Origin of the sequence: Citrobacter sp. S39 (assembly GCF_009495675.1) — a bacterium.
GTDB classification, from domain to species: Bacteria; Pseudomonadota; Gammaproteobacteria; order Enterobacterales; family Enterobacteriaceae; genus Citrobacter; species Citrobacter freundii.
The window spans coordinates 3090558-3115397 of the sequence record NZ_CP045555.1; the positions used below are offsets into that span (position 1 = coordinate 3090558).

The 24840-nt window shown below is 49.5% G+C and carries 23 protein-coding genes; 12 read left to right on the forward strand and 11 right to left on the reverse strand.

Annotated elements, in window-relative coordinates; genetic code table 11:
- Positions 1–9: 9 nt before the first annotated feature.
- The 5 genes from GFB57_RS14740 to GFB57_RS14760 form a co-directional block, all read right to left on the reverse strand.
- The gene (locus GFB57_RS14740; protein ID WP_003020872.1) at positions 10–2295 is read right to left on the reverse strand and encodes a fimbria/pilus outer membrane usher protein; all 2286 of its coding nucleotides are present in this window, start codon (positions 2293–2295) and stop codon (positions 10–12) included.
- A gap of 55 nt (positions 2296–2350) precedes the next feature.
- Entirely contained in the window at positions 2351–3073 is a 723-nt protein-coding gene (locus tag GFB57_RS14745; RefSeq protein ID WP_003020869.1) for a molecular chaperone, read from the reverse strand.
- Between the two features lie 14 nt (positions 3074–3087).
- Entirely contained in the window at positions 3088–3618 is a 531-nt protein-coding gene (locus GFB57_RS14750) for a spore coat protein U domain-containing protein (RefSeq protein WP_290366825.1), read from the reverse strand.
- 309 nt (positions 3619–3927) lie between these two features.
- On the reverse strand, positions 3928–4659 hold the full coding sequence (locus GFB57_RS14755) for a MerR family transcriptional regulator (protein WP_003020862.1): 732 nt from the start codon (positions 4657–4659) through the stop codon (positions 3928–3930).
- 203 nt (positions 4660–4862) lie between these two features.
- Entirely contained in the window at positions 4863–6092 is a 1230-nt protein-coding gene (locus GFB57_RS14760) for a diguanylate phosphodiesterase (RefSeq protein ID WP_003020858.1), read from the reverse strand.
- A 317-nt stretch (positions 6093–6409) separates the two neighbouring features.
- Here GFB57_RS14760 and ycgZ point away from each other — a divergent pair, with 317 nt between their 5' ends.
- The 4 genes from ycgZ to GFB57_RS14780 all read left to right on the forward strand — a co-directional run bounded on the left by ycgZ (position 6410) and on the right by GFB57_RS14780 (position 7945).
- Positions 6410–6646 carry a regulatory protein YcgZ gene (gene ycgZ, locus GFB57_RS14765; RefSeq protein ID WP_003020856.1) on the forward strand — a complete coding sequence of 79 codons (237 nt, stop codon included), beginning with the start codon at positions 6410–6412 and terminating at the stop codon, positions 6644–6646.
- A 41-nt stretch (positions 6647–6687) separates the two neighbouring features.
- Positions 6688–6960: a hypothetical protein gene (locus GFB57_RS14770; RefSeq protein ID WP_290366826.1), complete on the forward strand. Its 273-nt coding sequence runs from the start codon at positions 6688–6690 to the stop codon at positions 6958–6960.
- 34 nt (positions 6961–6994) lie between these two features.
- The gene (locus tag GFB57_RS14775; RefSeq protein ID WP_003020849.1) at positions 6995–7261 is read left to right on the forward strand and encodes a biofilm development regulator YmgB/AriR family protein; all 267 of its coding nucleotides are present in this window, start codon (positions 6995–6997) and stop codon (positions 7259–7261) included.
- A 132-nt stretch (positions 7262–7393) separates the two neighbouring features.
- Entirely contained in the window at positions 7394–7945 is a 552-nt protein-coding gene (locus tag GFB57_RS14780) for a LuxR C-terminal-related transcriptional regulator (protein WP_003020846.1), read from the forward strand.
- Positions 7946–8023: 78 nt separating this feature from the next.
- Here GFB57_RS14780 and GFB57_RS14785 read toward each other — a convergent pair whose 3' ends face one another.
- The 3 genes from GFB57_RS14785 to GFB57_RS14795 form a co-directional block, all read right to left on the reverse strand.
- Complete coding sequence (locus GFB57_RS14785) at positions 8024–9283, reverse strand: MFS transporter (protein WP_008322595.1); 1260 nt, start codon at positions 9281–9283, stop codon at positions 8024–8026.
- Between the two features lie 64 nt (positions 9284–9347).
- On the reverse strand, positions 9348–10295 hold the full coding sequence (locus GFB57_RS14790) for an aminoimidazole riboside kinase (RefSeq protein ID WP_003020841.1): 948 nt from the start codon (positions 10293–10295) through the stop codon (positions 9348–9350).
- A 30-nt stretch (positions 10296–10325) separates the two neighbouring features.
- On the reverse strand, positions 10326–11762 hold the full coding sequence (locus tag GFB57_RS14795) for a glycoside hydrolase family 32 protein (protein ID WP_003020839.1): 1437 nt from the start codon (positions 11760–11762) through the stop codon (positions 10326–10328).
- A gap of 173 nt (positions 11763–11935) precedes the next feature.
- On the opposite strand from GFB57_RS14795, the gene GFB57_RS14800 reads away from it, so the two are divergent.
- The 5 genes from GFB57_RS14800 to GFB57_RS14820 all read left to right on the forward strand — a co-directional run bounded on the left by GFB57_RS14800 (position 11936) and on the right by GFB57_RS14820 (position 17346).
- A complete protein-coding gene (locus GFB57_RS14800) occupies positions 11936–12931 on the forward strand; it encodes a LacI family DNA-binding transcriptional regulator (protein ID WP_003020837.1) in 996 nt (331 codons plus the stop codon).
- A 477-nt stretch (positions 12932–13408) separates the two neighbouring features.
- A complete protein-coding gene (locus tag GFB57_RS14805; protein ID WP_003020833.1) occupies positions 13409–14329 on the forward strand; it encodes a WYL domain-containing protein in 921 nt (306 codons plus the stop codon).
- Between the two features lie 38 nt (positions 14330–14367).
- Positions 14368–15465: a hypothetical protein gene (locus GFB57_RS14810; RefSeq protein WP_003020828.1), complete on the forward strand. Its 1098-nt coding sequence runs from the start codon at positions 14368–14370 to the stop codon at positions 15463–15465.
- A 46-nt stretch (positions 15466–15511) separates the two neighbouring features.
- Positions 15512–17083, forward strand: a complete 1572-nt coding sequence (locus GFB57_RS14815) for an ATP--cob(I)alamin adenosyltransferase (RefSeq protein WP_003020825.1) — start codon at positions 15512–15514, stop codon at positions 17081–17083.
- On the forward strand, positions 17080–17346 hold the full coding sequence (locus GFB57_RS14820) for a YkgJ family cysteine cluster protein (protein ID WP_003020821.1): 267 nt from the start codon (positions 17080–17082) through the stop codon (positions 17344–17346). Before GFB57_RS14815 ends, GFB57_RS14820 begins: the two co-directional genes overlap by 4 nt.
- A 172-nt stretch (positions 17347–17518) precedes the next feature.
- Here GFB57_RS14820 and ychF read toward each other — a convergent pair whose 3' ends face one another.
- Both ychF and pth read right to left on the reverse strand, forming a co-directional pair.
- Complete coding sequence (gene ychF / locus GFB57_RS14825) at positions 17519–18613, reverse strand: redox-regulated ATPase YchF (RefSeq protein ID WP_003020818.1); 1095 nt, start codon at positions 18611–18613, stop codon at positions 17519–17521.
- 115 nt (positions 18614–18728) lie between these two features.
- Positions 18729–19313, reverse strand: coding sequence for an aminoacyl-tRNA hydrolase (gene pth, locus GFB57_RS14830; protein WP_003020814.1), 585 nt, complete (start codon positions 19311–19313; stop codon positions 18729–18731).
- Between the two features lie 274 nt (positions 19314–19587).
- Between pth and ychH the strand changes: the two genes are divergently transcribed.
- Positions 19588–19869 carry a stress-induced protein YchH gene (gene ychH / locus GFB57_RS14835; protein WP_003020810.1) on the forward strand — a complete coding sequence of 94 codons (282 nt, stop codon included), beginning with the start codon at positions 19588–19590 and terminating at the stop codon, positions 19867–19869.
- A 114-nt stretch (positions 19870–19983) separates the two neighbouring features.
- Here the strand turns inward: ychH and lysC are convergent, their stop codons facing one another.
- A complete protein-coding gene (gene lysC / locus GFB57_RS14840) occupies positions 19984–21345 on the reverse strand; it encodes a lysine-sensitive aspartokinase 3 (protein WP_003020806.1) in 1362 nt (453 codons plus the stop codon).
- Positions 21346–21953: 608 nt separating this feature from the next.
- On the opposite strand from lysC, the gene GFB57_RS14845 reads away from it, so the two are divergent.
- Together GFB57_RS14845 and GFB57_RS14850 are read left to right on the forward strand one after the other, a co-directional pair.
- Positions 21954–23339, forward strand: a complete 1386-nt coding sequence (locus GFB57_RS14845) for a diaminobutyrate--2-oxoglutarate transaminase (protein ID WP_003020802.1) — start codon at positions 21954–21956, stop codon at positions 23337–23339.
- Positions 23340–23354: 15 nt separating this feature from the next.
- Entirely contained in the window at positions 23355–24818 is a 1464-nt protein-coding gene (locus GFB57_RS14850; RefSeq protein ID WP_003020799.1) for an aspartate aminotransferase family protein, read from the forward strand.
- Positions 24819–24840 lie beyond the last annotated feature (22 nt).

Sequence of the window (24840 nt, forward strand, 5' to 3'; positions counted from 1 at the left end):
GCACTCCTGTTAGTGTGGGCGACAAACCAGCGGGCCTATTTGCACAATCCCCTTTGCTGACACGGGATAGTCAAATTGCACGCGACAACTACCGGTGTCCGTCTCAACGCGCAGCGTGTTGTGCTGCTCCAGTGTGTCGAACCAGGTCATCCCATCAAAGCCAACGACAGAAGATTGTCTTTTTCTGTTGATGGCGTAAGCCATGCTGCCTTCAGGAATTGGCTTACCCTGATTGTCGACGAGGATAACCTGTGCAGCACGTACGGGGGTGATGCCAAAACTAACCAAAGTACCGGAACGATCTGCAGGCGTGGCATTCGTCTCAACGCGTGCGATCCGCATATTGGTGGGGAGATCCATCGGGTCAATACTGATCAGGTTTTTTTGATAACTGTTGAGCGGCGTGACCAGCAGTAGTCCCTGGTCATCGCTGCGACCAATCAGGTTATTTTGCAGTTTGACTGGAACATCAGGCACGCCGTCAGTTGAGACGACGGCAAAACCATTGTTGATTTCCCTTGCTGCAAACAAGCCGCCTCCCATGGTCACCAGCGATCCGGTTGCGCCTGCGTAGCCGTAATGGTTATCTGGTAAACGGCTGAATCCCGCGTACGCTTTACCATAACGCCCCAGATATCCTACTTCTCCCTGGCCACTTTGTCGGGAAGCCTGCTGACTGGCGGCCAGATTCCAGCCCCAACCGCCGTCGGCAGGCGGCGTCTTGCTGGCGTTGAGCTGATAGCCGGTTTCATCGTTGGTGCGTTGTAGCGTGCTGCTGGCGCTCAGATTGTTATCAGTGGTAATCGTTACCATCAGATAGAGACTGCGATCGCGGTTATCGTCAATGTTCTGGTTGAATCCGGCATTCAGTGAGATGTTGTCTGTAACGGATTTGAACCAGCTGGCGTTGGCGTAGCGCACCGCATTTTCGTGTGGATAACGAAAATGCAGGTAACTCAGGCTGACATTTCCGGCAGATTCCAGCGAATAACCAATGACCGTGTTGCTGTTAAGCGTTGGGGGCGGCTCACCATAATGGGTGGCGACATCGCGGTAATCGCCAGAAGTTGCCGTGGTGCTGGTACTGAAATTAAACCGTTCGCCGGACCAACGATAACCAAAGCTATACAGAAATCCGTTCTGCCCTGAATCGCTACTTGCGGCAAGTGATGTCGAAAATGTGCCGCTGCGGGTTCCCGGGATCCAGTCGTTACTGAAGCCTGCGTTAATTAGTCCATCGCTGGTTTCTGCGTGAGCCCCGGCGGTCAACGTATTGCTAAACCCGCGACGCCACGTAGCGCTCAATACCGGTGCGCTGGCATAGTCAAAAGAGGAATAACCATAATTTTCGCGTACCGTGCCCAATTCTGCCGACCAGGCGGTTAATCCTTCCCGCAGGAGTTGCTGATCGTTGTAGAACGAGAAATTTTGTACGCTCGTTCTGCCCAGCGCGTCTGTCATCATCACCTGACCCGTTCCCGCGCCGCTGATGTTAGGCATGGTGTTGATCTGAAAACTACCTGCGGGGACTTCTCCGTTGTAGTACCTGACACCGTCCACGTACAGCTCAACGTTTGATGGCAACGTCGCGGATCCCAGATATGCAGGGAGCGGGGTGGTTGGCATATAGGGCTGTAAACCAAAATCGGTGCCTATCTGAATGCCGCCAATACGCGTAGGTCGGGACCAGATGAGTGAGCTTGTCAGGGTATCGCCAACGGTTAACGCCAACATCGTATCAGGAAATGAGGTACGCCAGCTGGTATCAAGGCGCTCAAAGCTGTTATCGGCGTATTCCTCGGTGGAGTACTGCGTCAACTGGGTGGTGCTGAGCACGCCGGCAGCATTGAAGGCGCGAAGTTCACTGAAGGTATTTATTACGCTCTCATCCCCCTGCTGGGTATAGATATCATAATTGAGCAGCGCTCCGCGTGATGTTGTCGCCGTTGGCGCGGTTTCGGTAGGCGAGTTAAGCTGCGTGGTGGCAAGATCGAGTGAACTAAGTGGCGCAGTAAGCGAGAGCGTTTGCAACTGAACGTTGTAGTCAATGGTTAACTGGGGGATATCGTTCAGGCAGACGGCGTTAGTGGCGTCTGGAGCAAAGCGAAAGCCCATTTTACTCAGGGTATTAGCTCCCGCATAAAGCTTTCCATTATCGTAGCCAAAATGTACCAGCCCAACGGGATTCCCATTTAAGGTGACATCGAGATACAAATCGACTCCCGTAATTTGTGATGTGCTATTAATAACACCATTCTCACCCTGGTTATTATTCAGCGTTTGTGCGCAAACCATTCCCGATATTAATACTCCATTGAGAAAGCAAAATTTCACCAGAAGCCAGAATCTGTTACAGATCTTGTACTGTTTTTTGGCCATTGATTGTGACTTCAATTTTCCCGCCATAATGATTATTACTGGCCGACGGGGAGACTATCCAGCGCATTGTTGAGCCTGGTAAAACGTAGCCTAATAGTCCGGGTGTAATGACTTTTTTAGTACCGTCAGGGCTTATAAATGTTGCAGCAGATAACTGTGCATGCCCATTTCCCTGATTACTGACTTCAATAAATTTTTTGCCATCCAGTTGTTGTAATTTCCATTGCAGTTTTGCCTGCGTTTGTGCCGCTGATGTTGGTTGAATGAAAACGGGAACGGAATAATGCAGCACAAACTGAAGCTTATTTTTTTCTACTTTTGCAGGAGGTAACTCATCTATCGACAAACGATAAGCGTCTTCTGCATGTGCCGAGGGAGGGCTTGTGCGAATAACTCGAATCAACTGACGTTCTCCAGGGGCTAATGCCAACATCGGCGGGCTTATCACCAGCCCCTGAGAGGGGGAAAGTTTGTTGTCATAAGCACTTTGACTCCAGCGAAAAACCCGAACCTGGGCATTGAGCACATTTTCACCCGCGTTACTCAACCAGATACCATCGGCATTTTGCGTCGCTTGCAACGTTAACGTGACCGGGGCTATTTGCAGCCCACTGGCAGTGGCAAGGTTGGCGCTCGCAACCATCCCTAGCAGGCATGCGCAGGCACACTGCTTAACAGGCAGTTTTACTCTCATATAGCTTCCTGAAGTTAGTAGTTAACGTTAACCGTTACCGTGTCGGCACAGTCGTCAGGAGTGAAGTTGGCGCTCGGTGCGGTGGCATAAACAGTAAAAGTTTGCACCAGGCCGGTCCCTGTCGCTGCTACGCCATTCCCAGGTGCGGTGTCGGTGGCGGTATTTCCCCATACCGGACCTGTTGCTGACGTGCGATTTAGCTGATAGGGCACTTTATCGGTATTGGTAGCAGCGTTAGCCACAGAGGACATGGCGCCCGAGCCCGTCGTCGTCCCTCCATTAGCGGCCGACGGCGCCAGCCCGATAAAATAGGGCGTGGTTTTTGAGCAATTAATTGAAATAGTGTTGCTTGCACTGGTATTTGTCGCCGTGGTATTCACCGGACCAAGTGTGATATTTGAAGCCGAACCCGCAGTCACGGTACAGGCCTTTTGAATCGTCATCAGCACCTGAAATGTTCCGTTAACGGTTGCTGCATTTGCCACAGAGATAATGGAAAAGGCGCAGCAACAAAGAATTAAGCGTTTGTCTAAGACTAGAGCCATATCCTTTACCTTTTTCAAATAACCACATTTATTACTTTAGAAAAACAATAATGTGGCACAAGAAGACATAATTTAACCCTAGAATAAGTATTAGGTGTACGCCAGTTGATCTAATGAATTTTACTTAGGAAAAAGGTGATGTCGTCGACAAAAAAATAATACCAACGGGTGAGTATGTTGTTTTGTTTTTATGCTATAGCGGGTGTTAAGTCAGGAGAATAGGGGGCAACATATTCCTTGGATGGTACTCAAAATAACCATCCAAAAAATGAGAGTCGTATGATTTATCTTACACGTATTACGTGTTGGCTACGGGCTGTGGAAAATGACCTTATAACCTTGCTCATTCCAGTGTTGTAGCAGTTCATTTTGTCTGCGGGTTGGCGCGATACCGGTCCAGACAAAAAGCGTTTGCCCAGGGAAAAGTTCAGGTCTTGGCGATTCAATGGGTTCAGCCAGAACGGCAATATGCCAACCAGATTGCGATAAACGCCAGGCTTCGAGCCACAGACGGGTTCTGTCTTCAACATCCCAGGCCATCAGGAGAGCATCCTTTCCTGACTTGCGCCGCGTTTCAGACAGCAGTGTTGCAACATATTCAATCAATGCGCCATCAAGCATGCTGTTCATTATGCGGGATGTATTATGGTCAAGTATCAGCCGTTGACGTACGGGAAGATAAACGTGATCAATCAGCGCATCTACGGGGTGAACGCGACCGAGTGCGGTAATTTTGGCTCGCAGCTTCGGTGGATGTGCCATGCGAAGAATGCTCATCATCTCTTCTTGTAATTGATTCCAGTCGTCGTCAGCTTGACGGGTACTGGTTTCCAGCAATGCCTTAACTTTACCAACAGGTATGCCATTGCTAATCCAACGTTTTATTTCTTCAATACGCTGAATATCTTCTTCATCAAAGAGTCGGTGGCCACCTTCACTGCGTTGGGGTTTGAGTAAACCGTAACGTCGTTGCCATGCCCGAAGGGTGACAGGATTTATCCCGCAACGTTCTGCGACATCCCCAATGCTGTAATAAGCCATAGTTCCCCCGGACACTCCTGATTCTCCGTCACCGATATGCGGTTCCTGCTACTTTGTACAACATTCATCAAATTGTACAAAACATATATAAGATTCTAGCAAAATTAAGATTTACTTTACTATCATGCAAGGAGTAAATGCTGTTTTTTTATGTTCAGCATGAGGGCGGTTGTGGTGATTGTTGATTTATAACAATGCGTTAGTTATTTTGACGCTGAGAAATCATTTTTCTCTGGCCATGCAACAGATGGAATACCATTCAGGCAGGCTTGTGCAAAAAGGTTACCCTGGAAGATTTCAATGCCCGCGGATTCAAGCCACATCCACTCTTCGGGTTTTTCAACGCCGACTGCGGAAATCATAATTTCCAGTGACGCGCAGCATTTGATAATTGCCTGAATGATAGCCTGCCGCGGTCCACTTTTATGCACATCCGTGATCAGCTCGCGGCTTATCTTAATTCGGTCGGGTTGAAAACGAGACAGAAGCTGAAGCCCGGCAAAACCTGCCCCAAAATGGTCTATCGCCACACAGATCCCCGCAGCCTTGAGTGACTTCACGGCCTGCGCGAACGTATCAAAGCGAGAAATAACTTCACTTTCGGTAAACTCTACAATGATTTGTTCAGGCACTAGCCCGTGCGCAGCGATTTCGTTTATAAGAAAGCTGACTGCATTGGGTTTGTTTACCAGGGTCATGGGGAGCAGATTGACTGACAGCATTTTGTCGTTAAGTCCCAGCGCGCTTGCCATTGCAAAAGCAGTCTTTTTGCTCTGCAGATCCGCGGTATACAGTTCCTCAGGATTTAAGTTGTCAAAATAAGTTGCGGGCGTTTCACCGTCTCTACCACGAATAAGTGCTTCCAGAGCAATGACGCGTTGCGACATAGGATCGATAATTGGTTGAAAAGCAAAGCTGAAATCTATATCGGATGGGAGTGTGTTTTCATCCAGGAGAGTACAAGAGTTGTCGGCAATAAAACTCCAGCAATCCGGCGCTGGTATTTCAAAATAGCTCGATTTTTCCGTCGCAAGGACAAATGTGCGGAAAAACTGTAACGCCCTGTCATCATAGGTGAGCTGAAATTTTGATGTTCCCTTATTCAGCACAGCTTGCAGAACGTCATTGCGTTCATGTTTTTGTAGATCAAATAACTCCATTCCCACTTTTCCGAATCTTCTCGCAGGAGCGTAATCACACATCAGCTCAACGATATTGTGGTGCCGTGGATCGTTACAAATACAACAATAAATCTCTTTTACCTGCTCCTCAGGGCCTTCAAGCAGTTGGAAAAAGTGGTGACCGTTAAAGAGTAAGATTCCCGTAACATCAGATCGCCTGTTTTTGATATTTGCAGCTGTCACCATATCCTCAAGCGCTTTGAGGGGGGCGTCATCACGTAGATGGCTGCGGTAAATAATGGTCGTGAGCATGGACAGTCCGGGAATAAGGGAGAGGAAGATATATGACAGTATCAGACAACCCAGGTTATGTCCTGATTTTAATACATTATTCTAACTTTAACTTCACAATTGAACGGTCTGATTAAGATGAAATTTAGCCATGTTACGACGTGATTTGTACAGTGATCCTAATGTTTATATCAATCGATACAATTGTAGGTAATTGATTTGTATCATTTAGCACATTTTGGTAAAAACAAATTAATCTTGTTGTACACATTTTTGGTACAACTTTGCTACTGTTATAAAACTTAATATTCACCAGCATTTTGATACAGGAGCATGACATGCAGCAGCATAACGTTCGCACTGATACTGCAAGCGCGATTTCTCGTTACTTTGCAAAGGCGCATCTGCCAACTCAACAGGAAACATTGGGAGAAATCGTCACTGAGATACTCAAAGATGGACGTAATCTGAACCGCAAATCACTTTGCACTAAGCTTTTGTGTCGTCTTGAAAAAGCATCAGGGGAGAAAGAACAAAAACATTACAATGCGTTAATTGGCCTGCTCTTTGAATAAAATAAACCCCTTATATGATAGGGGTAAGTAGTGAAGGCGTTATGAAGAAAACTGATAGTGAACGCTTGAAACATGAAATTACAGGTTTGGCTGTGCTAGAAATTCTGCGAATGCATAGAGACGTTTCGTTAGCTGCAGTGATTAAGCAATTGCGACTTATGCAGGCCAGTGAAATAGATGGCACACGAAAGCAATTAATTGACAGCGCTATCAATGACTTTACAAACATTAATCCGGGGAAAATAAGCAGAAAACCGGATAAAACCAGAGATGAGAGTGCATTCAGTGCCAGCAAAAACCTTAAATTACATTAAAGATAATCTTCCAGACTATACAAGCGAGGTTACCATGCTCCATGAAATTAATGTCCACAACGTAATGACGGATAAAGCTTTATCAAGTTACTTCCATAATGCAGGTGAGCTATTAGCAGATGAGTCTGTGGTATTGGGGCAGGCGGTAACAAATGTAATTCTGGCAGGTGATAATGTTAATAATAAAAACATCATTTTAAGCCTGATTGGTTCTCTGGAGTCAACGGTTGACGTTGTCCAGGCAGATGTTATCAGAAAAACCCTGGAAATAGTATTGCGCTACACAGCTGACGACGTTTAATAAGTCTTCATATTAACAAAATATGTACAGTACCCTTGTTATATGCTGAAAGCCCTTATGCTAAGCATTTTTTGGATTAAGACTATACATAGCACCCCTCTAAATCAATTATGATTTTTCATTGAGGCCATAATGATGAACATCGTTCAGGAACATACTCTAAACGCAGAGTTATGGATTGATGATATTTTTATCAGGCAAGGGTTAAAGAATATTCTTGCAGATATCGTTTTTGAAGATGACAAGGCGCGACTTGTATTCTTTACCGCGAATCACTTTGAGGCGGTAAAAAAGCAAAATTACAATCTGAAAACGCATCGTCTGGTATTGCTGATTGATGGTCATTTGTATCAGTATCTTAATGATGTTTCGCTTTACAGACTACCAGTAGATATCGGAGTTGCCTCAATCAAACAATTTATTGTTGATATTACTCGTGCTGGTGGTAATCACGAGAATCAATCGGATTCAAATATCTCATTAACCGCGAGAGATAAATATATTTTAACGCAGTTAGGAGAAGGTCGAACTATTTTTGAGATATCCGCATTGTTAAATCTACACTTAAAAACGATTTACCAGGCTAGGCAGAATCTGATCAAGAAGCTTGGTTGTTCTGGGCTGATTGATTTTCAGGGAATACTGCGAGCGCAAATATTCCGCAACTGGCTGGAACATGCCTGAGTAAATCGACAGTTCGTACTTACTGTTGAGGGGGGACGACAGGGCTAATGGCCCTGTCGCGATATTAATGAAACTTTGCTACTCTGTCACCAGTTCATTGATACCCTTCTGCTGATGATGCTTTTTACTCAGCGAGAAGTAGCCAAATATTAGTGTTATTACCACGATGCTCGCCATAATCAGGAAGATTTCCTGATAGCCCACTTTATCAAACAACTTACCGACAGGCAGTGACAGCACGATGATGCCAATGGAACTGGCGATATTGAAGCCAATAAGATATATCGTTGACGACAGGCGCTTATCAAAATTCGCTACGCTGAATTTAAACACTGAAATAACAAACAGTGGGACCTCCAGCGCATGGAGCATTTTAATCAAGGAGATAATATATATATCGGTGAACAGTGCTGAACCCAGGATTCGACAGGTCATGATTGTTCCACCCAGCAGCAATGCGGATTTAGGCCCGATGCGGTTAATCAGGAACGGAACCAACGCCATACCGACGGCCTCCATAAAGACTTGTACCGAGTTGAGGTAGCCGTATACGCGTGGTGCCAGTTCGGGATCGTCAAATAAGCTGGCGTAAAACACCGGGAACATCTGCTGATCGTAGATGCTATAGAACGACCAGGTGCCGACGACAAAGATAACGAAAAACCAGAACTGCGAATCTTTAAAGATGGTGAGAAAATCCTTTCGGGTCAGCGCGTCTGGCTCGGGCGAACGTGTATCCGCGGATGCCGGGGCCGGTGCGTCGGTTTTGAACACCACGTTAATCACCAGGAATAACACCCCCATGACCGACACGCACCAGAAGTTAATGTGTGGGTTGATGCTGAAGAAGATACCGCCAACAAAAGTCCCTGCGGCGTAGCCAAGCGATCCCCACAAGCGGGCGGTGCCGAATTCAAAGTTGAATTTGCGGCTCACTTTCTCGACGAAGCTTTCCACCAGACCGCAACCGGCGAGATAGCCAAGGCCAAAGAAAATGGCGCCTAGCACCATGCCAAGCTTGAAGTTGGAGACCAGCAGCGGTTCATAAACATAAATCAGGAACGGACCGCTGAGCGTGATGACAGTCCCCATCATCCAGATAAGGGGTTTGCGGGTACCGAGCTTATCCTGCATAAAACCGTAGCCCAGCATAAACAGCATGCTGAAAAACTGGTTTACGGCATACAGCATTCCCAGCTCCGTTCCGGACAGGCCAAGTTTATTTTTTAGCCATATTGCATAAAAAGACCACCACAACGACCAGGCGGCAAAGAAAAAGAGCAGATACCCGGATGAGTATCGATATTTATCATTACTGAACGGCATATTTATCTTCATGATTTTTCCAATCCAGATCAGGTCATTGTAAGGTCTTTCTGATACGACATAACAGTGCGCTTTATTACGGGGTAATCGTTCTCCGTAGCGACGGTTGTGACTGAATAAAGCTGCTCAGGTGTTGGCTGTCGGGAAACGCGCTTAGCGCGCCACGCCGGGTGGTCGCCAGAGCACCACAAGCGCTGGCCTGCTCGATAAGCGGAAGTAGCGTTGACGTCGATGTGGGCCAGCCTTCTCCGGCGAGTGCCGCCAGCAGCCCGGCCATAAAAGCGTCACCGGCGCCGGTGGTATCGATGCTGTCGACGAGATAGCCGCTTAAAGTCAGCCTGTTGTTCTGCCAGAAAACGATAGCGCCGTCGGCACCGCGGGTTATGACTTTCAGGCGCGCGGGAAAATCAGCCAGGCGTTCGCAGGCGCTGCTTAAATCCTCGGTCTGTGTTAGCCAAAGCAGTTCTTCCTCTGACATCTTCAGAATGTCGCTCTGCCGGGCAAACTCGCTGACAAGGTCAAACATCTGCGTCTCGTTGCTCCACATCTGCGGACGCAGATTGATGTCAAAGCTCAGCGTACCGCCGGCCTGTCGCAATGCGTCTATTGCCAGGGTGAGGGTGGCGCGGCACTCAGGGGCAACCAGCGCCAGCGAGCAGAAGTGCAGAATGTCGGCACCAAAGTCGGGCAGGCTCGCCGGACTGAGAAATTGATCGGCAGACGGATTAACCAAAAACTCAAACTGCCGCTCACCGTTGGGAGCTAGTGAAACCAGTACGGTACTGGTGTGCTGTTGTGCATCAAACTCCAGACTTCCTGTATCCACCTGCGCTGTTACCAGCGTCTGATGCAGAAAGCGTCCAAAAGTGTCATTGCCCACACGGCCGATAAAGCCGCTGTCATGGCCGAGGCGGGCGACGCCGATGGCCACATTGAAGGGCGCGCCTCCCGCACAGGCTTCAAACTGCATATTGTCGCGCGGTAGCAAATCCACCACGGCATCTCCAAGCGTCCAGATTGTCATTATTTTTCCCCAAAGCAGTGAGACGGGTGGTTAATTGGCGGCGAGCGGCCAGGCATACCCGTTATTAAAAATGGCGTGTCCGTTCTGGCTAAATAAGGTCAGTTGGCGATCGTCCGGTTCAGGATAAATACGGCTGCTGAGGGTGTACTCGCCGTGATTAACAAAGACCTCTACCGACGAACTATCGATAAATAGATGTAGGTCCAGCACATCATTGGCGGGCAGCGGTATGCTACGGCAGCCCGACAGGCCGTGTTGCGGATAGCGGCGTTCAAGCACCAGACGCTGTGCCTGGGTATCGACGAAGACGCGCAGCCCGTCACCCAGCGCGATGCCATACTGTTCAGCATGGCTGCGGGCGATATCGAGGCTCAGTTCGACCTCGAGAGCATGCGCCTTTTCTTCTACCATCAGGGTGCGATTGTTCAGGTCACTGACCGGCCAGACATGAAGCTGACCGCGTAATGCCTCCAGTTCTTTGACCGGGTTCATGCGCAGCCGCAGATCTGCATCGAGCGTCACTTCCCGGGGAAGAGTAAGCATGCCAGCCCAGCCGTCGGCCTGTTCTGGCATCGGCGACTCCCACATGGATAGCCAACCGATCACCACGCGGCGACCGTCCGGAGTGATAAATGACTGAGGGGCGTAAAAATCATGCCCGTGGTCCATCTCCAGGAAGGGTTGGGTAACGTGGAACTGATGGTTATCCTGCCATTCGCCGACCATATAGCCGCTCTGGAACAGGTTACGGTAATCGTATCCGTCCGCGGCGATGCCCTGCGGCGAGAACATTAAGACGAGCTTATCGTTCAGTGGGAAGAGGTCCGGACACTCCCACATGTAGCCCATGCCGTCATCGGCCTGGGCGAGCGTACTGGCAAACTGCCAGTGCTGCAGATCCTGCGAGCGATAGAGCTGTACTTCGCCCACGTCATCGACCCGGGCACCCACCACCATGTACCAGCTGTCTCCCTCTTGCCAGACTTTCGGATCGCGAAAATGGTGTACGCCTCGCGGGGTATTCAGAATCATGCCCTGGCGTTCAAAGTGAATCCCGTCGGTGCTGGTAGCCAGGCACTGTACCTGATACAGGTTTTCCTCTCTCGCTTCGCCGTCGAATTTGTGCCCGGTGTAGATCAGGGCCAGTTTATTGCCGTCAACCACCGCTGAACCGGAAAAACAGCCGTCTTTATCTTCTGGTCCTTCTGGCGCCAGTGCTATCGGCAAGTGCTCCCAGTTCACCATGTCGCGGCTGCGCGCATGGCCCCAGTGCATTGGCCCCCAGACCGGTTGCCACGGATAGTGCTGATAGAACGCATGGTAGTAACCATCGAACCAGGACAGGCCGTTAGGGTCATTCATCCAGCCCACCGGAGGGGCGAGGTGATAGCGCGGATACCAGCGCGGATTGATACGATCTTTTTGCTGGCTTAGGGCCTCGTTGGCCGCGGCGAGTAATGCTGTCATTTGCTTGTCCCTGTCAGTGAATTGAGCAAAAGATAACGTTAACATTCTCGGTTTTCTCGCGGAATTGATGGTAATATCGATGTTAATCACAAAAGTTAACGTTAACATTTTGCGGGTGTTATCAAGATCGCATTTTCAGACCCGGAAGGGTGAACGCCGTCAAAGGAGAGGGTATGGCATCTTTAAAGGATGTGGCGCAACGGGCTAACGTCTCGTTAATGACCGTATCGCGAGCGATTAACGAGCCCGAACGACTGCGGCCAGAAACCTATAAAAAGGTGATGGAAGCGGTAGATGCGCTGGGGTATGTCTCCGATCTCTCCGCGAAAAAAATTCGTGGCGCGAAAACCACGGCTAACACTATCGGGGTGTTAGCGCTGGACACCATGACCACGCCGTTTTCCGTGGAGATAACGCTCTCTATCGAAGAGACCGCGCGGGCGCACGGTTGGAATAGCTTTGTGGTGAATATGTTCAGCAATGACCAGCCAGAGAAAATGGTGGATCTGCTGCTGGCGCATCGCCCTGACGGCATTATCTACACCGCGATGGGGCTGCGTCAGGTTCCGGTGCCGGAAAAGCTGCATAAGTATCGCTGCGTGCTGGCGAACTGCGAAAGCATCAGTGGTCCTTTTCCCACCTATATTCCTGATGATGAGCAAGGGCAATATCTTGGCGTGAAAGCGCTGTTGGCCGCAGGCTATCGTCGGCTGCTGTGCATACACCTGCCAAAAGGGATTGTGGCCACCGATCGCCGCCGGGCGGGAATGGAGCGCGCCTGTCGTGAAGCGGGCGTAGACCCTGATGCCATGTTCCACCACTATCTTCCGGCGGGCGAGAGTCACCATATTGATGCGGCGGAGATTGCCGGGCATTACCTGAGTGGCACGCGTCCGATGTTTGATGCGGTGGTATGCGGTAACGACCGCGTGGCTTTTGTTATCTACCAGGTCTTGCTGGGGCGAGGGCTGCGCATTCCGCAGGATGTTGCCGTACTGGGCTATGACAACATGGTAGGCACCGGCGAGCTGTTTTTGCCGCCGCTATCCACAGTACAGCTACCGCACTATGAAATTGGTCGTCTGAGTGCACTGCATCTTATCCAGGGGCTCGATCACCGCGATACCGTGCGGGTAGACAGCCCCTGGCTTCCGCGCGCCTCAATATGATTAACCCAATCGCTTCCTTTCATCAACCGGAGGAATGAGTGCATTATGTGGAGGGAATCGCTAATTTGCTGGTGGATGTTACAAAGCTGAAACGTGGAGGTACTGTTAAGTCACTGTTTAGCGCACAAGGCTCAAAGTTGGGTCGTGTATTAAACGCTCGCCGAAATTTTGGGTTTCAATAAAATAACCGTTATTTATTAATGTTAACGTATCAACACATTGTAAATTTGGCTTAGTGGAAGAGATAGCCGTTAGCCAGTTTGTTGAGTATGTATGCAGGCGGTCTTTTGGCTGTATATCTCTGGTAGTTACTCTTGACGAGGAGAGCTTTTTGCCCCTAAAAATTGCCCAATGCGACTAACGGTCAAATAAATTGCCGATTTCTCTAAAAAAAATGATCAACGTGCCGATACACTGACAGGATATGTCAGCATTTTATATATAATTCATGTCAGGAAAACAGAAAAGTAGGTGCTTATGGCTGATTCAGCAAGGAGTTGCTCAGCAGAACGTTTAGTCGATATCCTAATAGAGCTACAAACTTGTGGCGTTGTGAATCGCTATCAGTTGATGAAGAAATTTAATATCACTGAACGAACGGTCTATCGTGATCTTAATATGCTTTCCTCCTTTATTGAGGGGTGTGGTGGCGGAGAGTATCGATTGATACCGATTCGAGCGCAGAATAGTAGCGCCTATGCCCTTCATGATCCACTGGCAAAGCTGCTGGACGCCGACGCGGTTTTTCCTGACAGAGATGAGGATTTTTGGCTTAGCTTAGAGAAAAGAGCTGCAGAACAGCATGTTAGAGTTCAGTTTGGTCGTCCTGAGCATTCAGTCAGAAATGATTTGCGAAAGTATTTTAACTTATTAGAAAAAGCGATTCAGAAAAACAGCGTCTGTCATATTTTATATAAAGACAAAACGCGCACCGTTCATCCTTATAAATTAGCTAACCAGAAAAATATTTGGTATCTGCAGGCGACTGAGGACGGGAAACTAAAGTCTTTTTCGTTAAGTAAAATTCGGTGGTTGGATATCCGGAAAGAGCATTTTGCTGTCGATACACCCACACTGTCATTAATTGATGAGCATCGCGATCCTTGGGTGAGTGAAGAGACGTTTGAGGTGCGGGTGCGTATTAAACACAGTATTGCTGGCTACTTCTTAAGACGAGACTTACTGCCTCAGCAAGAATTGATTCGCGAAGAGAATGATGGCGTGACTTTGCTTTGTAAGGCAGCACATGAGAATCAAATTATTCCACTAATTCTATTCTGGTTACCGAATATAGAAATTCTGGAACCAGAATGGTTGAAAAAAACGGTCATCAACTTACTGCATAACTACATCACTGGCGATCGCGACTCAGTTCCTGTTCAGGAATGTGATGCGTAGCGGGTAACAACGACTTATTGCACAGGAGATTATTATCTATGGCATTACCATTCATTATTCTGGGCGTCGCGGCAGCGGCAACGGCGTTTGGCGGCAAAAAAGCTTATGATGGCTATCAGAAAAAATCGGAAGCTGATGATGTATTAGATCGCGCGCAGCGTCGCTTTGATAAGCATAAAGAGAGCTTTGATCTGGCAAATGAAACAACGTCGAAAAAACTGGCCGAACTGGGTGAAAAAGAGCTGGAAATCGGTAAAGATTTCAATGAGTTTAAAACGATTGCCGACGATCTGCTGGCGCGTATGGCGAAAGATGGGCATAAAGATCTTCGTCTGAAGGTACCACAGCATAACATCAATAAAATTCAGAACCTGGCGATTTCCGCCACGGAATACCTGACGACGGTCGTCGGAGCCGGGGTTTCTGGTGCTGCCGCTGGTTTTGCCGTGTACAGCGGCGTGATGGCGTTTGCCGCAGCTTCTACCGGTACGCCGATCGCCGCCCTGTCTGGTGCGGCGGCGTATAACGCCACAATGGCGGCGATTGGTGGTGGTTCCCTGGCCGCAGGTGGTTGGGGGATGGCGGGCGGCGCGATGGTGCTTGGCGGTGCAGTGGTGGCTCCGCTGATTGCTATTGCGGGCTGGGCTTACGATAGCCATGCCGAAAAGGCGCTTAACAATGCTTATCAAAGCTCCCGTGAAGTGACCGCGGCGGTGGAAAAAATGAATGCGGCTGAAGCGCAGCTGACGAAGGTGCAGCAGTATGTAAATAGCATTTATGAATCAATAACCCGTATGCATAGCGTCTTTATTCAGCATTACTTTGAGCCGCTGAAAGCGATGCATGCCATCATTGTTGAACGTCATGAGAAGAATATCACTACCGAGATTAGTGAGTCGGAAGAGATCATGGCGATTATCGACCATGGTTATGAATTAGCCGCCATCATGACCGACGTGATCACCACGCCGCTGTTCAAGCCGGTGACGCAGGAAAACGGTGAAGCCATTATCGAAGATGGGGTGATCCAACTGCAGACCGACAGCAATGGTATGAACCTGCTGAACAAAGAGATTCTGGACGAAAAACTGGCGGCTTCTGCTTCTGAGTTTGACGCATTTTCTTCTCGTATTTAATCGACTCGCCGGGCGAATCTGCCCGGCATTGCTATGGGCGAGCACAATGAACACAGCCAGGTTTGACTGGGGTGAAGAGTTACATCAGACGGTGGTCAAGAGTCTGACCACCTCTTTTGGGTTGGATTTTCTCTTGCTGGAGGATAAACACGGCGGCGATGTGAATACCATTCATAACGCTCGCGAGGGAGTGTATGCTACCGATGCCGAGCGTCAACGGTACGAGCAACGTGAAGGGTATGATTCTCATCATTACCATAGCCACGAAAACTACATTGCCACCAACCAGGCGGGAAAAAAGGCGCACGAGGCCGGTACGTTGACCGATACCTACACCGGTGAGAAATTTGCGGCTAATGATAAAAAGAACCTCGACCATATTATTGCCGCCCATGAAATTCACAACGATCCAGGGCGTATCCTTGCCGAATGCGATGGTGCCGATCTGGCTAATGATTCATCAAATCTGACCTTCACGAATGAGTCGCTGAATAAGGCGAAGAAGGCGAAAACGATGGATGCCTTCGTGCAAACGCTACAAGAACAGCATGCTGTGACCACGCAGGAAATTGCCCGTTTGCGCAGCCAGCCAACGCTTTCCGAGCAAGAGCAAAAACAACTGAATAAGCTGGAAAATAAAGCCGCCGCCGATTTTGAACGGATGAAAGAGGCCGACAAAAAGGCGCGGGCAAAATACAACAGTACGATCAATGGGGAATATTACACCAGCAGCAAGTTTGCGAAGAATGTCGCCACCGCCACAATGAACAATGCATTTCGCATGGGAACGCGGCAGATGTTGGGGCTGGTTCTGGCAGAGACCTGGTTTGAGTTCCGCGAGCGTATTCCCGTGATGTTTGAGAAGCATCGTCGTTCATTCGATGCCGGAGACTTCCTGCAAGATGCGGCGGAGGCATTACGCGCAGTCTGGCAGCGAGTGCAGGGTAAATTCAGCACTTTCCTGACGTCCTTTAAAGACGGTGCCATCGGTGGCGTGCTCTCCAGCATTACGACGACGCTCTTCAATATCTTCTTTACGACTAAGAAGATGATGGTGCGCCTGATTCGTGAGATGTGGAACAATTTGGTACAGGCCTTTAAAGTTATGGTCTTTAACCCTGAGGGGTTAACGCCGGGGCAGCTAGCTAAAGCGGTGAGCAAGCTGGTGGCTGCAGGTGTGGCCGTGGCTGCTGGAGTGGTGGTTAATGATGCTTTAGCCAAGATGCTCGTCTTTCCTTTTGGTCCGGAACTGGCCGCGTTCTGCGGTGCGCTGGCGACAGGTATTCTGACGCTGGTAATGAACTACTTCCTGGAACACAGCGCATTGATGAAAAAGGTCTGGGCGTTTCTGGATACGTTTAAAGATAAGTATCAAAAAGCACTAGAGTATTATCAGCAGGTGAATGTTGAACTCGATCGTTATCTACTGGAGCTTTCGGCGTTAGAGTTTGCTATTGATACGTCTGCGTTATCGCGTTTCTCGCTGCATCTTAACGCGGTGAATAGTGAAATTGAGCGCGGTTTGTTGCTGCGTGCAGAGGTTGAGCGCCGTAATATTACGCTACCGTTTGAAGCAGGGAATACCCGCTCTGTGCGTAGCTGGTTAAGTAAGCTATGACGCTAACGCCCGCGTTTCCCTGTAACCAGTGCGGCGCTTGTTGCCGCCACGTCGATCGCGCCAGTGAAACGCAATTTCTAGATCGCGGTGATGGCATTTGTCAGCACTATCAGATGGAGACAAAGCTGTGTGCGATTTATGAAACACGTCCGCTTATTTGCCAGGTAGAGAAGCAGTATCAGCTTAACTACCAACAGCAATATAGCTGGCAGGAGTTCATTACGCTTAATCGTGAAGCGTGTTTAATTCTGGAGAAACTGTAGGACGGTCTGCTTCACGAAGGAGCCAGTGTCAATATGTAATCATTTTTGACGGTGTTGTGACGAGATGAGTTGAGACATTACGAAATAAAAAATCCACGCAATTGCGTGGATTTTATAGGTTTTTGTGATTCTTATGAGATGTGTTGAGATCTCATAAGACAACAAATTTTATTTAGACGTTGAACAGGAAGTTCATGATATCGCCATCTTTGACGATATAGTCCTTACCTTCGGCACGCATTTTCCCAGCTTCTTTCGCGCCTTGCTCACCTTTATAGGTAATGAAGTCTTCAAACGCGATGGTTTGCGCGCGGATAAAGCCTTTCTCGAAGTCGGTATGGATTTTACCGGCTGCCTGCGGAGCCGTGGCACCGACAGGAATGGTCCATGCACGGACCTCTTTCACACCAGCGGTGAAGTAGGTCTGCAGGTTCAGCAATTCGTAGCCAGCACGGATAACGCGGTTCAGGCCCGGCTCTTCCAGACCCATTTCAGCCATGAATTCTTCACGGTCAGCATCATCGAGTTCTGCGATGTCAGCTTCAACGGCAGCGCAAACGGCAACCACAACAGAACCTTCGGCAGCCGCGATTTCGCGCACTTTGTCGAGGTACGGGTTGTTCTCAAAACCGTCTTCGTTGACGTTAGCGATATACATGGTTGGCTTCAGGGTCAGGAAGCTCAGGTATTTGATGGCCGCTTTGTCTTCGTCAGTCAGCGTTTTCAGCGCGCGCAGCATGCCGGCGTTTTCCAGCTGTGGCAGGCATTTTTCCAGCGCAGCCAGTTCCGCTTTAGCGTCTTTGTCACCGCCTTTGGCCTTCTTCTGCACACGATGGATAGCACGCTCACAGGTATCCAGGTCAGACAGCGCCAGTTCGGTATTGATAACCTCGATGTCGTCAGCCGGATCCACTTTGTTATTAACGTGGATGATGTTGTCGTTTTCAAAGCAACGCACCACGTGGCCGATAGCTTCGGTTTCACGGATGTTGGTAAGGAATTGGTTACCCAGACCTTCACCTTTGGACGCGCCTTTTACCAGACCGGCAATGTCGACGAATTCCATCGTTGTAGGCAGGATACGCTGTGGTTTGACGATTTCGGCCAGCTGATCCAGACGCGGATCGGGCATCGGGACAACACCCGTGTTCGGCTCGATAGTACAGAACGGGAAGTTTGCCGCTTCAATACCCGCTTTTGTGAGCGCGTTGAACAGGGTGGATTTGCCTACGTTTGGCAAACCGACGATACCGCATTTGAATCCCATGTTTAAATCACCTTAATCTTTTGATATTCAACCTGTTATGGAAAACAGATTGTAGAAATGTAAATAACTTTGCCTATTATACACAGCACGCGAGAAAAATGCCGCACATCACTGCTTATTGCGCTTTAAAGGTGTGTAACCGGCTCGTAGCTTTGGTCAGGCCATCTTTGAACAAAATCTCGGTACAACGTGCCGCTTCGTCAATCGCTTCATCAATTAACTTCTGTTCTGAAACAGGCGGTTTGCCTAAAACAAATCCGACAACTTTGTTTTTATCGCCCGGATGGCCTATTCCAACGCGTAAACGATGAAAGTTGGGGTTATTACCCAATTTGCTAATGATGTCTTTCAGGCCATTATGTCCGCCATGACCTCCGCCAAGCTTAAATTTGGCGACGCCAGGAGGCAGGTCTAATTCATCGTGCGCGACCAAAATTTCATCGGGGTTAATACGATAAAAACTGGCCATCGCGCCGACGGCCTTGCCGCTAAGATTCATAAATGTGGTCGGTACCAGCAGACGGACATCTTCACCTTCAAGCGTTACGCGGGAGGTGTAACCGAAGAATTTCGGCTCATCGCGCAGGGGGGCGCGTAATCTCTCTGCCAGTAGATCGACATACCATGCGCCTGCATTGTGTCGCGTTGCCGCATACTCTGCGCCGGGGTTCGCCAGGCCGACAATCAATTTAATCGCCACGTGTTTTGTCCTGAGTGTTTCGATAAACGACGTGTAGTTTACTGTCTGACGGTGCGCTTGACAAAAAACTGCGTGCTTATCGCCAAAAGCTGAATAATTGCACAAAGGGACTATTAGAAAATGAGTATGTTCAGTGGCTTATTTGTAAAGTTTTGTTGCATGAGTGTTTGTAATTGTGATCGCTCCCGCACTTGCGAACGGCAGTGTTGTCTATACTTTACACATAAGGATTAGGGGTATTCCCTGTAACAACCCAAAGTTCCGGAGGTGACACATGAAACGCAAAAACGCTTCGCTACTCGGTAACGTGCTCATGGCTTTAGGGTTGGTGGTAATGGTTGTGGGTGTGGGTTATTCAATTTTAAACCAGTTGCCGCAATTTAATCTGCCGCAGTTTTTCGCACATGGTGCGGTGCTCAGTATTTTTGTTGGCGGTATTCTCTGGTTAGCAGGTGCCAGAGTGGGTGGACACGAACAAATCAGTGACCGTTACTGGTGGGTACGTCATTATGACAAACGCTGCCGTCGTGGTGACACCAATCACCGTCATAACTAAATCCTCCCTCTGTTGAGAGGGCGGTGGTCAGAATGAAGAGCCCCGGTTATAAAACCAGGGCTCTGCTTGTTTATGATCATTGCTTAAACTGGATGCGACAGAATAAGAGAAGAATTATTCGAATAACCGGTAATGTAATGCTCTAATCGCGCTGTCTGCATCGTCAGCCGGTAACAGGATGCACAGGTTGTCGTTCGATGCTCCATGGCAAATCATTCGTACCGTATGCTCTTCAAGCCAGGCAAAAACGTCTTTGCAAACTCCCGCAGCCTGTGTGAGTTGATTCCCCACCAAAGTGACCAACGCCAGCCCGGTTTCCACTTCCACACGACAGTGGGAGGATAATGCGGTAAACAATGCGGTGGTCAGCACATGGTCTTCACCTGAGGTTGCATGAGTGGCGTCCAGCGCCAGCGCAATACTATTCTCTGAGGTTGTAACCAAATCCACCGTGACAGCGTGGCGAGCCAAAATGGCGAAGGACTGCGCCAGGAAAGAGCAGGAAGGTTGCTTCTCCAGACTGTGTAACCGCAACAGCGTCTGTTTACGACGCACGGCGAGCGCACGATAGCGAGGTGGATTATCGGTGGTGTTGTGCACCAACGTACCTCCGGCGGCAGTATCCTTACTTGAGCCAACAAAGACCGGAATGCTTTTACGCATTGCCGGGAGTAGCGTAGCCGGGTGGAGGACCTTCGCACCGTAGGCGGCCATATCGCTGGCCTCGGAAAATGAGATATGGTCGATTCGTTTGGCCCGCGGCGCAATGCGTGGGTCGGTGGTGTAGATCCCTGCGACGTCGGTCCAGATGTCAACGCGTGTGGCGTGAAGCGCCTCACCGAGAAGCGTAGCCGTGTAATCACTACCGCCGCGTCCAAGCGTTGTGGTGTGTCCTGCGGCATCACGCCCGATAAATCCCTGAGTCACCATAATCGCTTGCTCAAGACGAGGGCGCAGGTGAGTCTCCACCTGGTGGTGCAGTGTGCCAAGCTCGGGTTCGGCGCAGCCGAAGTTCGCGTTAGTACGCATCACGCAGCGGGCGTCAAACCACTCGGCCTCGGCCTGCCGTTCACGTAAGACTTCAGTAAACAGTAGTGAGGACATCAGCTCGCCATGGCTGACTAATTCATCGCTTAACGCATCAGACGGTGAAACCATCGCCGTTTGTGCAAGACGATGTATATTGTTGAGAAGATTATCGATTTCCGTGCTGATAACGGAAGGCTGCTTCAGGCGGGAAATAATGTTGTATTGGATGGCGCGTAAAGTCTCAAGCTTATCTAATTGTTGATGCGTTTCCAGACCTTCAGAAAGCTCGACCAGTAAGTTTGTCACGCCTGCTGAAGCAGACAAAACGACTAAACGGACATCTTGATCAGCAAGGACAATGCTGGCGCTTCGGTTCATCGCATCAAAATCAGCGACGCTGGTGCCGCCAAATTTGGCAACGACGGATGGTGGATAAATGCGAGTCATAACAATCTCATATCAGGGCGCCATAAAAGTATGGCTAGAAAATTTTCATTCTCGGCATAAGGGAACAAAGTTCACCTTACGAAATGTCCGCCCGCGAACATTTCTGCTGACAACCCAGGGTATACCTGTTGTCGATAACGAGTGTCGCCTGTACGCGTTACCGGGTGCTGCGCATTAATTTTATTTACAAAGCCTGCAAATAAGCGCGCCATACTAAGTGATTTATATTAAGGGATCGACTTTTTTATTCGGTTTATAGGCAAATAAGTGAAAAATCATGTCGTAACAAGAAAGTGCCTACATTATTAATGGTAAAAACGTGTAAAAAAATAATAAAAACATGAAAATCTCATGGTTTTTATTACATTGTCTGCGTAGCAATTAGCGACAACATTGTTAATTAAATAGCTATATTTCTTTAGGATTTAGTAATGGCGGATGGTCTTTGTGCTTTGATTTTTAAGGGGAAAGTTGTTATTTCTGATGCAAAAAAATAAATGATTGAGTCCTAAGCTAAAACAACATATATTAGCCGCGCTTTTTTACAGGTAATCCTTATAACCATTTATTCAATCAGGCGTTAATCTACACCTGGTTGTAGGAGTGATATGATGACGGATAAAGTCCGTATTGATACTTTAAGTGCTAATTCATTACCACAGAGCAATGATACCTTTTTAGCAAGACAGGCTGAGTTTGAATCTAATGTCCGCAGCTATCCACGTAAACTGCCATTAGCAATCGCTAAAGCGCAGGGCGTCTGGATTACTGATGTAGAAAATAATCAATATCTTGATTGCCTGGCAGGTGCCGGAACCCTGGCGCTTGGTCATAACCATCCTGAAGTGCTGCAGAGCATTCAAAGTGTCATCACAAGCGGCTTACCGTTACATACGCTTGACCTTACCACGCCGTTAAAAGATGAATTCTCATCATATTTACTTTCTTTATTACCGGGCCAGGGCAAAGAATATTGCCTGCAGTTCACCGGTCCGTCCGGTGCAGATGCTGTTGAAGCGGCGCTGAAGCTGGCGAAGAAAGTGACCGGCCGTTCCAGCATCATTAGTTTCTCCGGCGGCTACCACGGGATGACCCACGGCGCGCTGTCCGTGACCGGCAACCTGTCGCCGAAAGAAGCGGTCAGCAATATGATGGCGGAAGTGCAGTTTATGCCGTATCCACATCAGTACCGTTGCCCGCTGGGTATCGGCGGCGACGCTGGCGTCAAAGCATTAACTTACTACTTCGAAAACCTGATCAACGACGTTGAAAGCGGCGTGCGTAAACCGGCTGCCGTAATCCTCGAAGCGGTGCAGGGCGAAGGTGGCGTGAATCCGGCTCCGGTCGAATGGCTGCAACGCATTCGTAAAGTGACTCAGGAACACGGCATTCTGCTGATCATCGATGAAGTTCAGGCTGGTTTCGCACGTACCGGTAAGCTGTTCGCCTTCGAACACGCTGGCATTGAGCCAGACATCATTGTGATGTCCAAAGCGGTTGGTGGCGGTCTGCCACTGGCGGTATTGGGCATTAAAAAGCAATTCGATGCGTGGGCTCCGGGCCACCACACTGGCACCTTCCGCGGCAACCAACTGGCGATGGCGACCGGTCTGACAACGCTGAAGATCCTCAAAGACGACAAGATTGCCGATAAAGTTGCCGCCCAGGGCGAGTGGCTGAAAGGCAAACTGACTGACCTGCAGAAACGCTACCCGGTTATCGGCCAGGTGCGTGGTCTGGGCCTGATGATCGGCCTGGAAATCGTGAATCCGAACGAAGCGCAGGATCATATGGGTTGCTACCCGGCTGATGGCGAGCTGTCTGCGTTGCTGCAGAAGAAATGCTTCGAAAACGGGCTGATTCTGGAGCGTGGTGGCCGCAACGGCTGCGTGCTGCGTCTGCTGCCGTCTCTGCTGATCACCAACGCTGAGCTGGAAATTTTCCTCGATAAATTCGAAAACGCCCTGCTGGGCGCTGGCGTGAAGCCGGTTTAAACGGAGTTGGATCGAATGTCAGACGTAAACCCGATTCTGTCCGGCTCGGCGCAAAGCATCGCCGCCTATCAGGACGCTATCGAGCAGAGTACGCAAGCGGTCGTTGAATGGTTGAAGCAGCCTGAGATGTATCAGGGCAAAACCGTTGAACAACTGCGTGAACGTATCAACCTGAATTTTACGTCTCAGGGCCTGGGCAACCAGGCCGCTATTGAGCGTGCGGTTGAATACTTTCTCAAAGACAGCCTGTTGGTTCACCATCCTCAGTGCGTGGCGCACCTGCACTGCCCAAGCCTGGTGATTAGCCAGGCGGCGGAAGTGCTGATCAACGCCACTAACCAGAGTATGGACTCCTGGGACCAAAGCCCGTCGGCCACGATCATTGAGATCAAACTGATCGAATGGCTACGTGAGCAGGTGGGTTATGCGGCAGGCGATGCCGGCGTGTTCACCAGCGGCGGCACCCAGAGCAATCTGATGGGCCTGATGCTGGCGCGCGACGCCTTCTTTGCTCGCTTGGGACATTCCATTCAGCAAGATGGTCTGACCGGTGATCTGAGCAAAATTAAAGTGTTCTGCTCTGAAAGCGCGCACTTCTCCGTGCAGAAGAACATGGCGTTAATGGGGCTGGGCTACCGCTCCGTCACCCAGGTGAAGACCGATGCGTTTTCACGCATGGATCTGGCTGACCTGAAAGACAAGCTGGCCCAGGCGAAAGCCAACGGTGAGCAGGTGATGGCCATTGTTGCGACGGCTGGTACGACAGATGCGGGCGCCATCGATCCGTTAGCGGATATTGCGGCGCTGGCGGCAGAACATCAGATCTGGATGCACGTGGATGCGGCATGGGGCGGGGCGTTACTGCTTTCTGAGCAGTATCGTCACTTCCTCAACGGCCTTGAGCTGGCAGATTCCGTGACACTGGATTTCCACAAGCAGTTCTTCCAGACCATCAGTTGCGGTGCGTTCCTGTTAAAAGATGCGCGCCACTACGAGCTGATGCGTTACCAGGCGGCGTACCTGAACTCTGATTTCGATGAAGAGGCTGGCGTACCAAACCTGGTATCGAAGTCGCTGCAGACCACGCGTCGTTTCGATGCGCTGAAGTTGTGGATGGGCCTCGAAGCGCTGGGCAAAAAGCAGTATGCCGAAATCATTGATAATGGCGTAACGCTGGCGCGTGATGTTGCTGAGTTTGTCAAAACCCAGTCGCATCTTGAACTGGTGATGGAACCACAGCTGGCAAGCGTGCTGTTCCGCTTCCGTCCTGAAAGCGACGATATGGCGTTCGTTGCGCTGCTGAACCAGCGTATTGGCGACGTGCTGCTGGCTTCAGGTAGCGCCAACGTCGGCGTGACTGAAGCGGATGGCATCACCTGCCTGAAGCTGACGCTGCTGAACCCGACGGTGTGCCTGGAAGATGTGAAAGTCCTGCTGGCCAGCGTGAAGGCAACGGCATTGAGCATTTTAAGCGCGTAATTGCCCGGTGGCACTGCGTTTA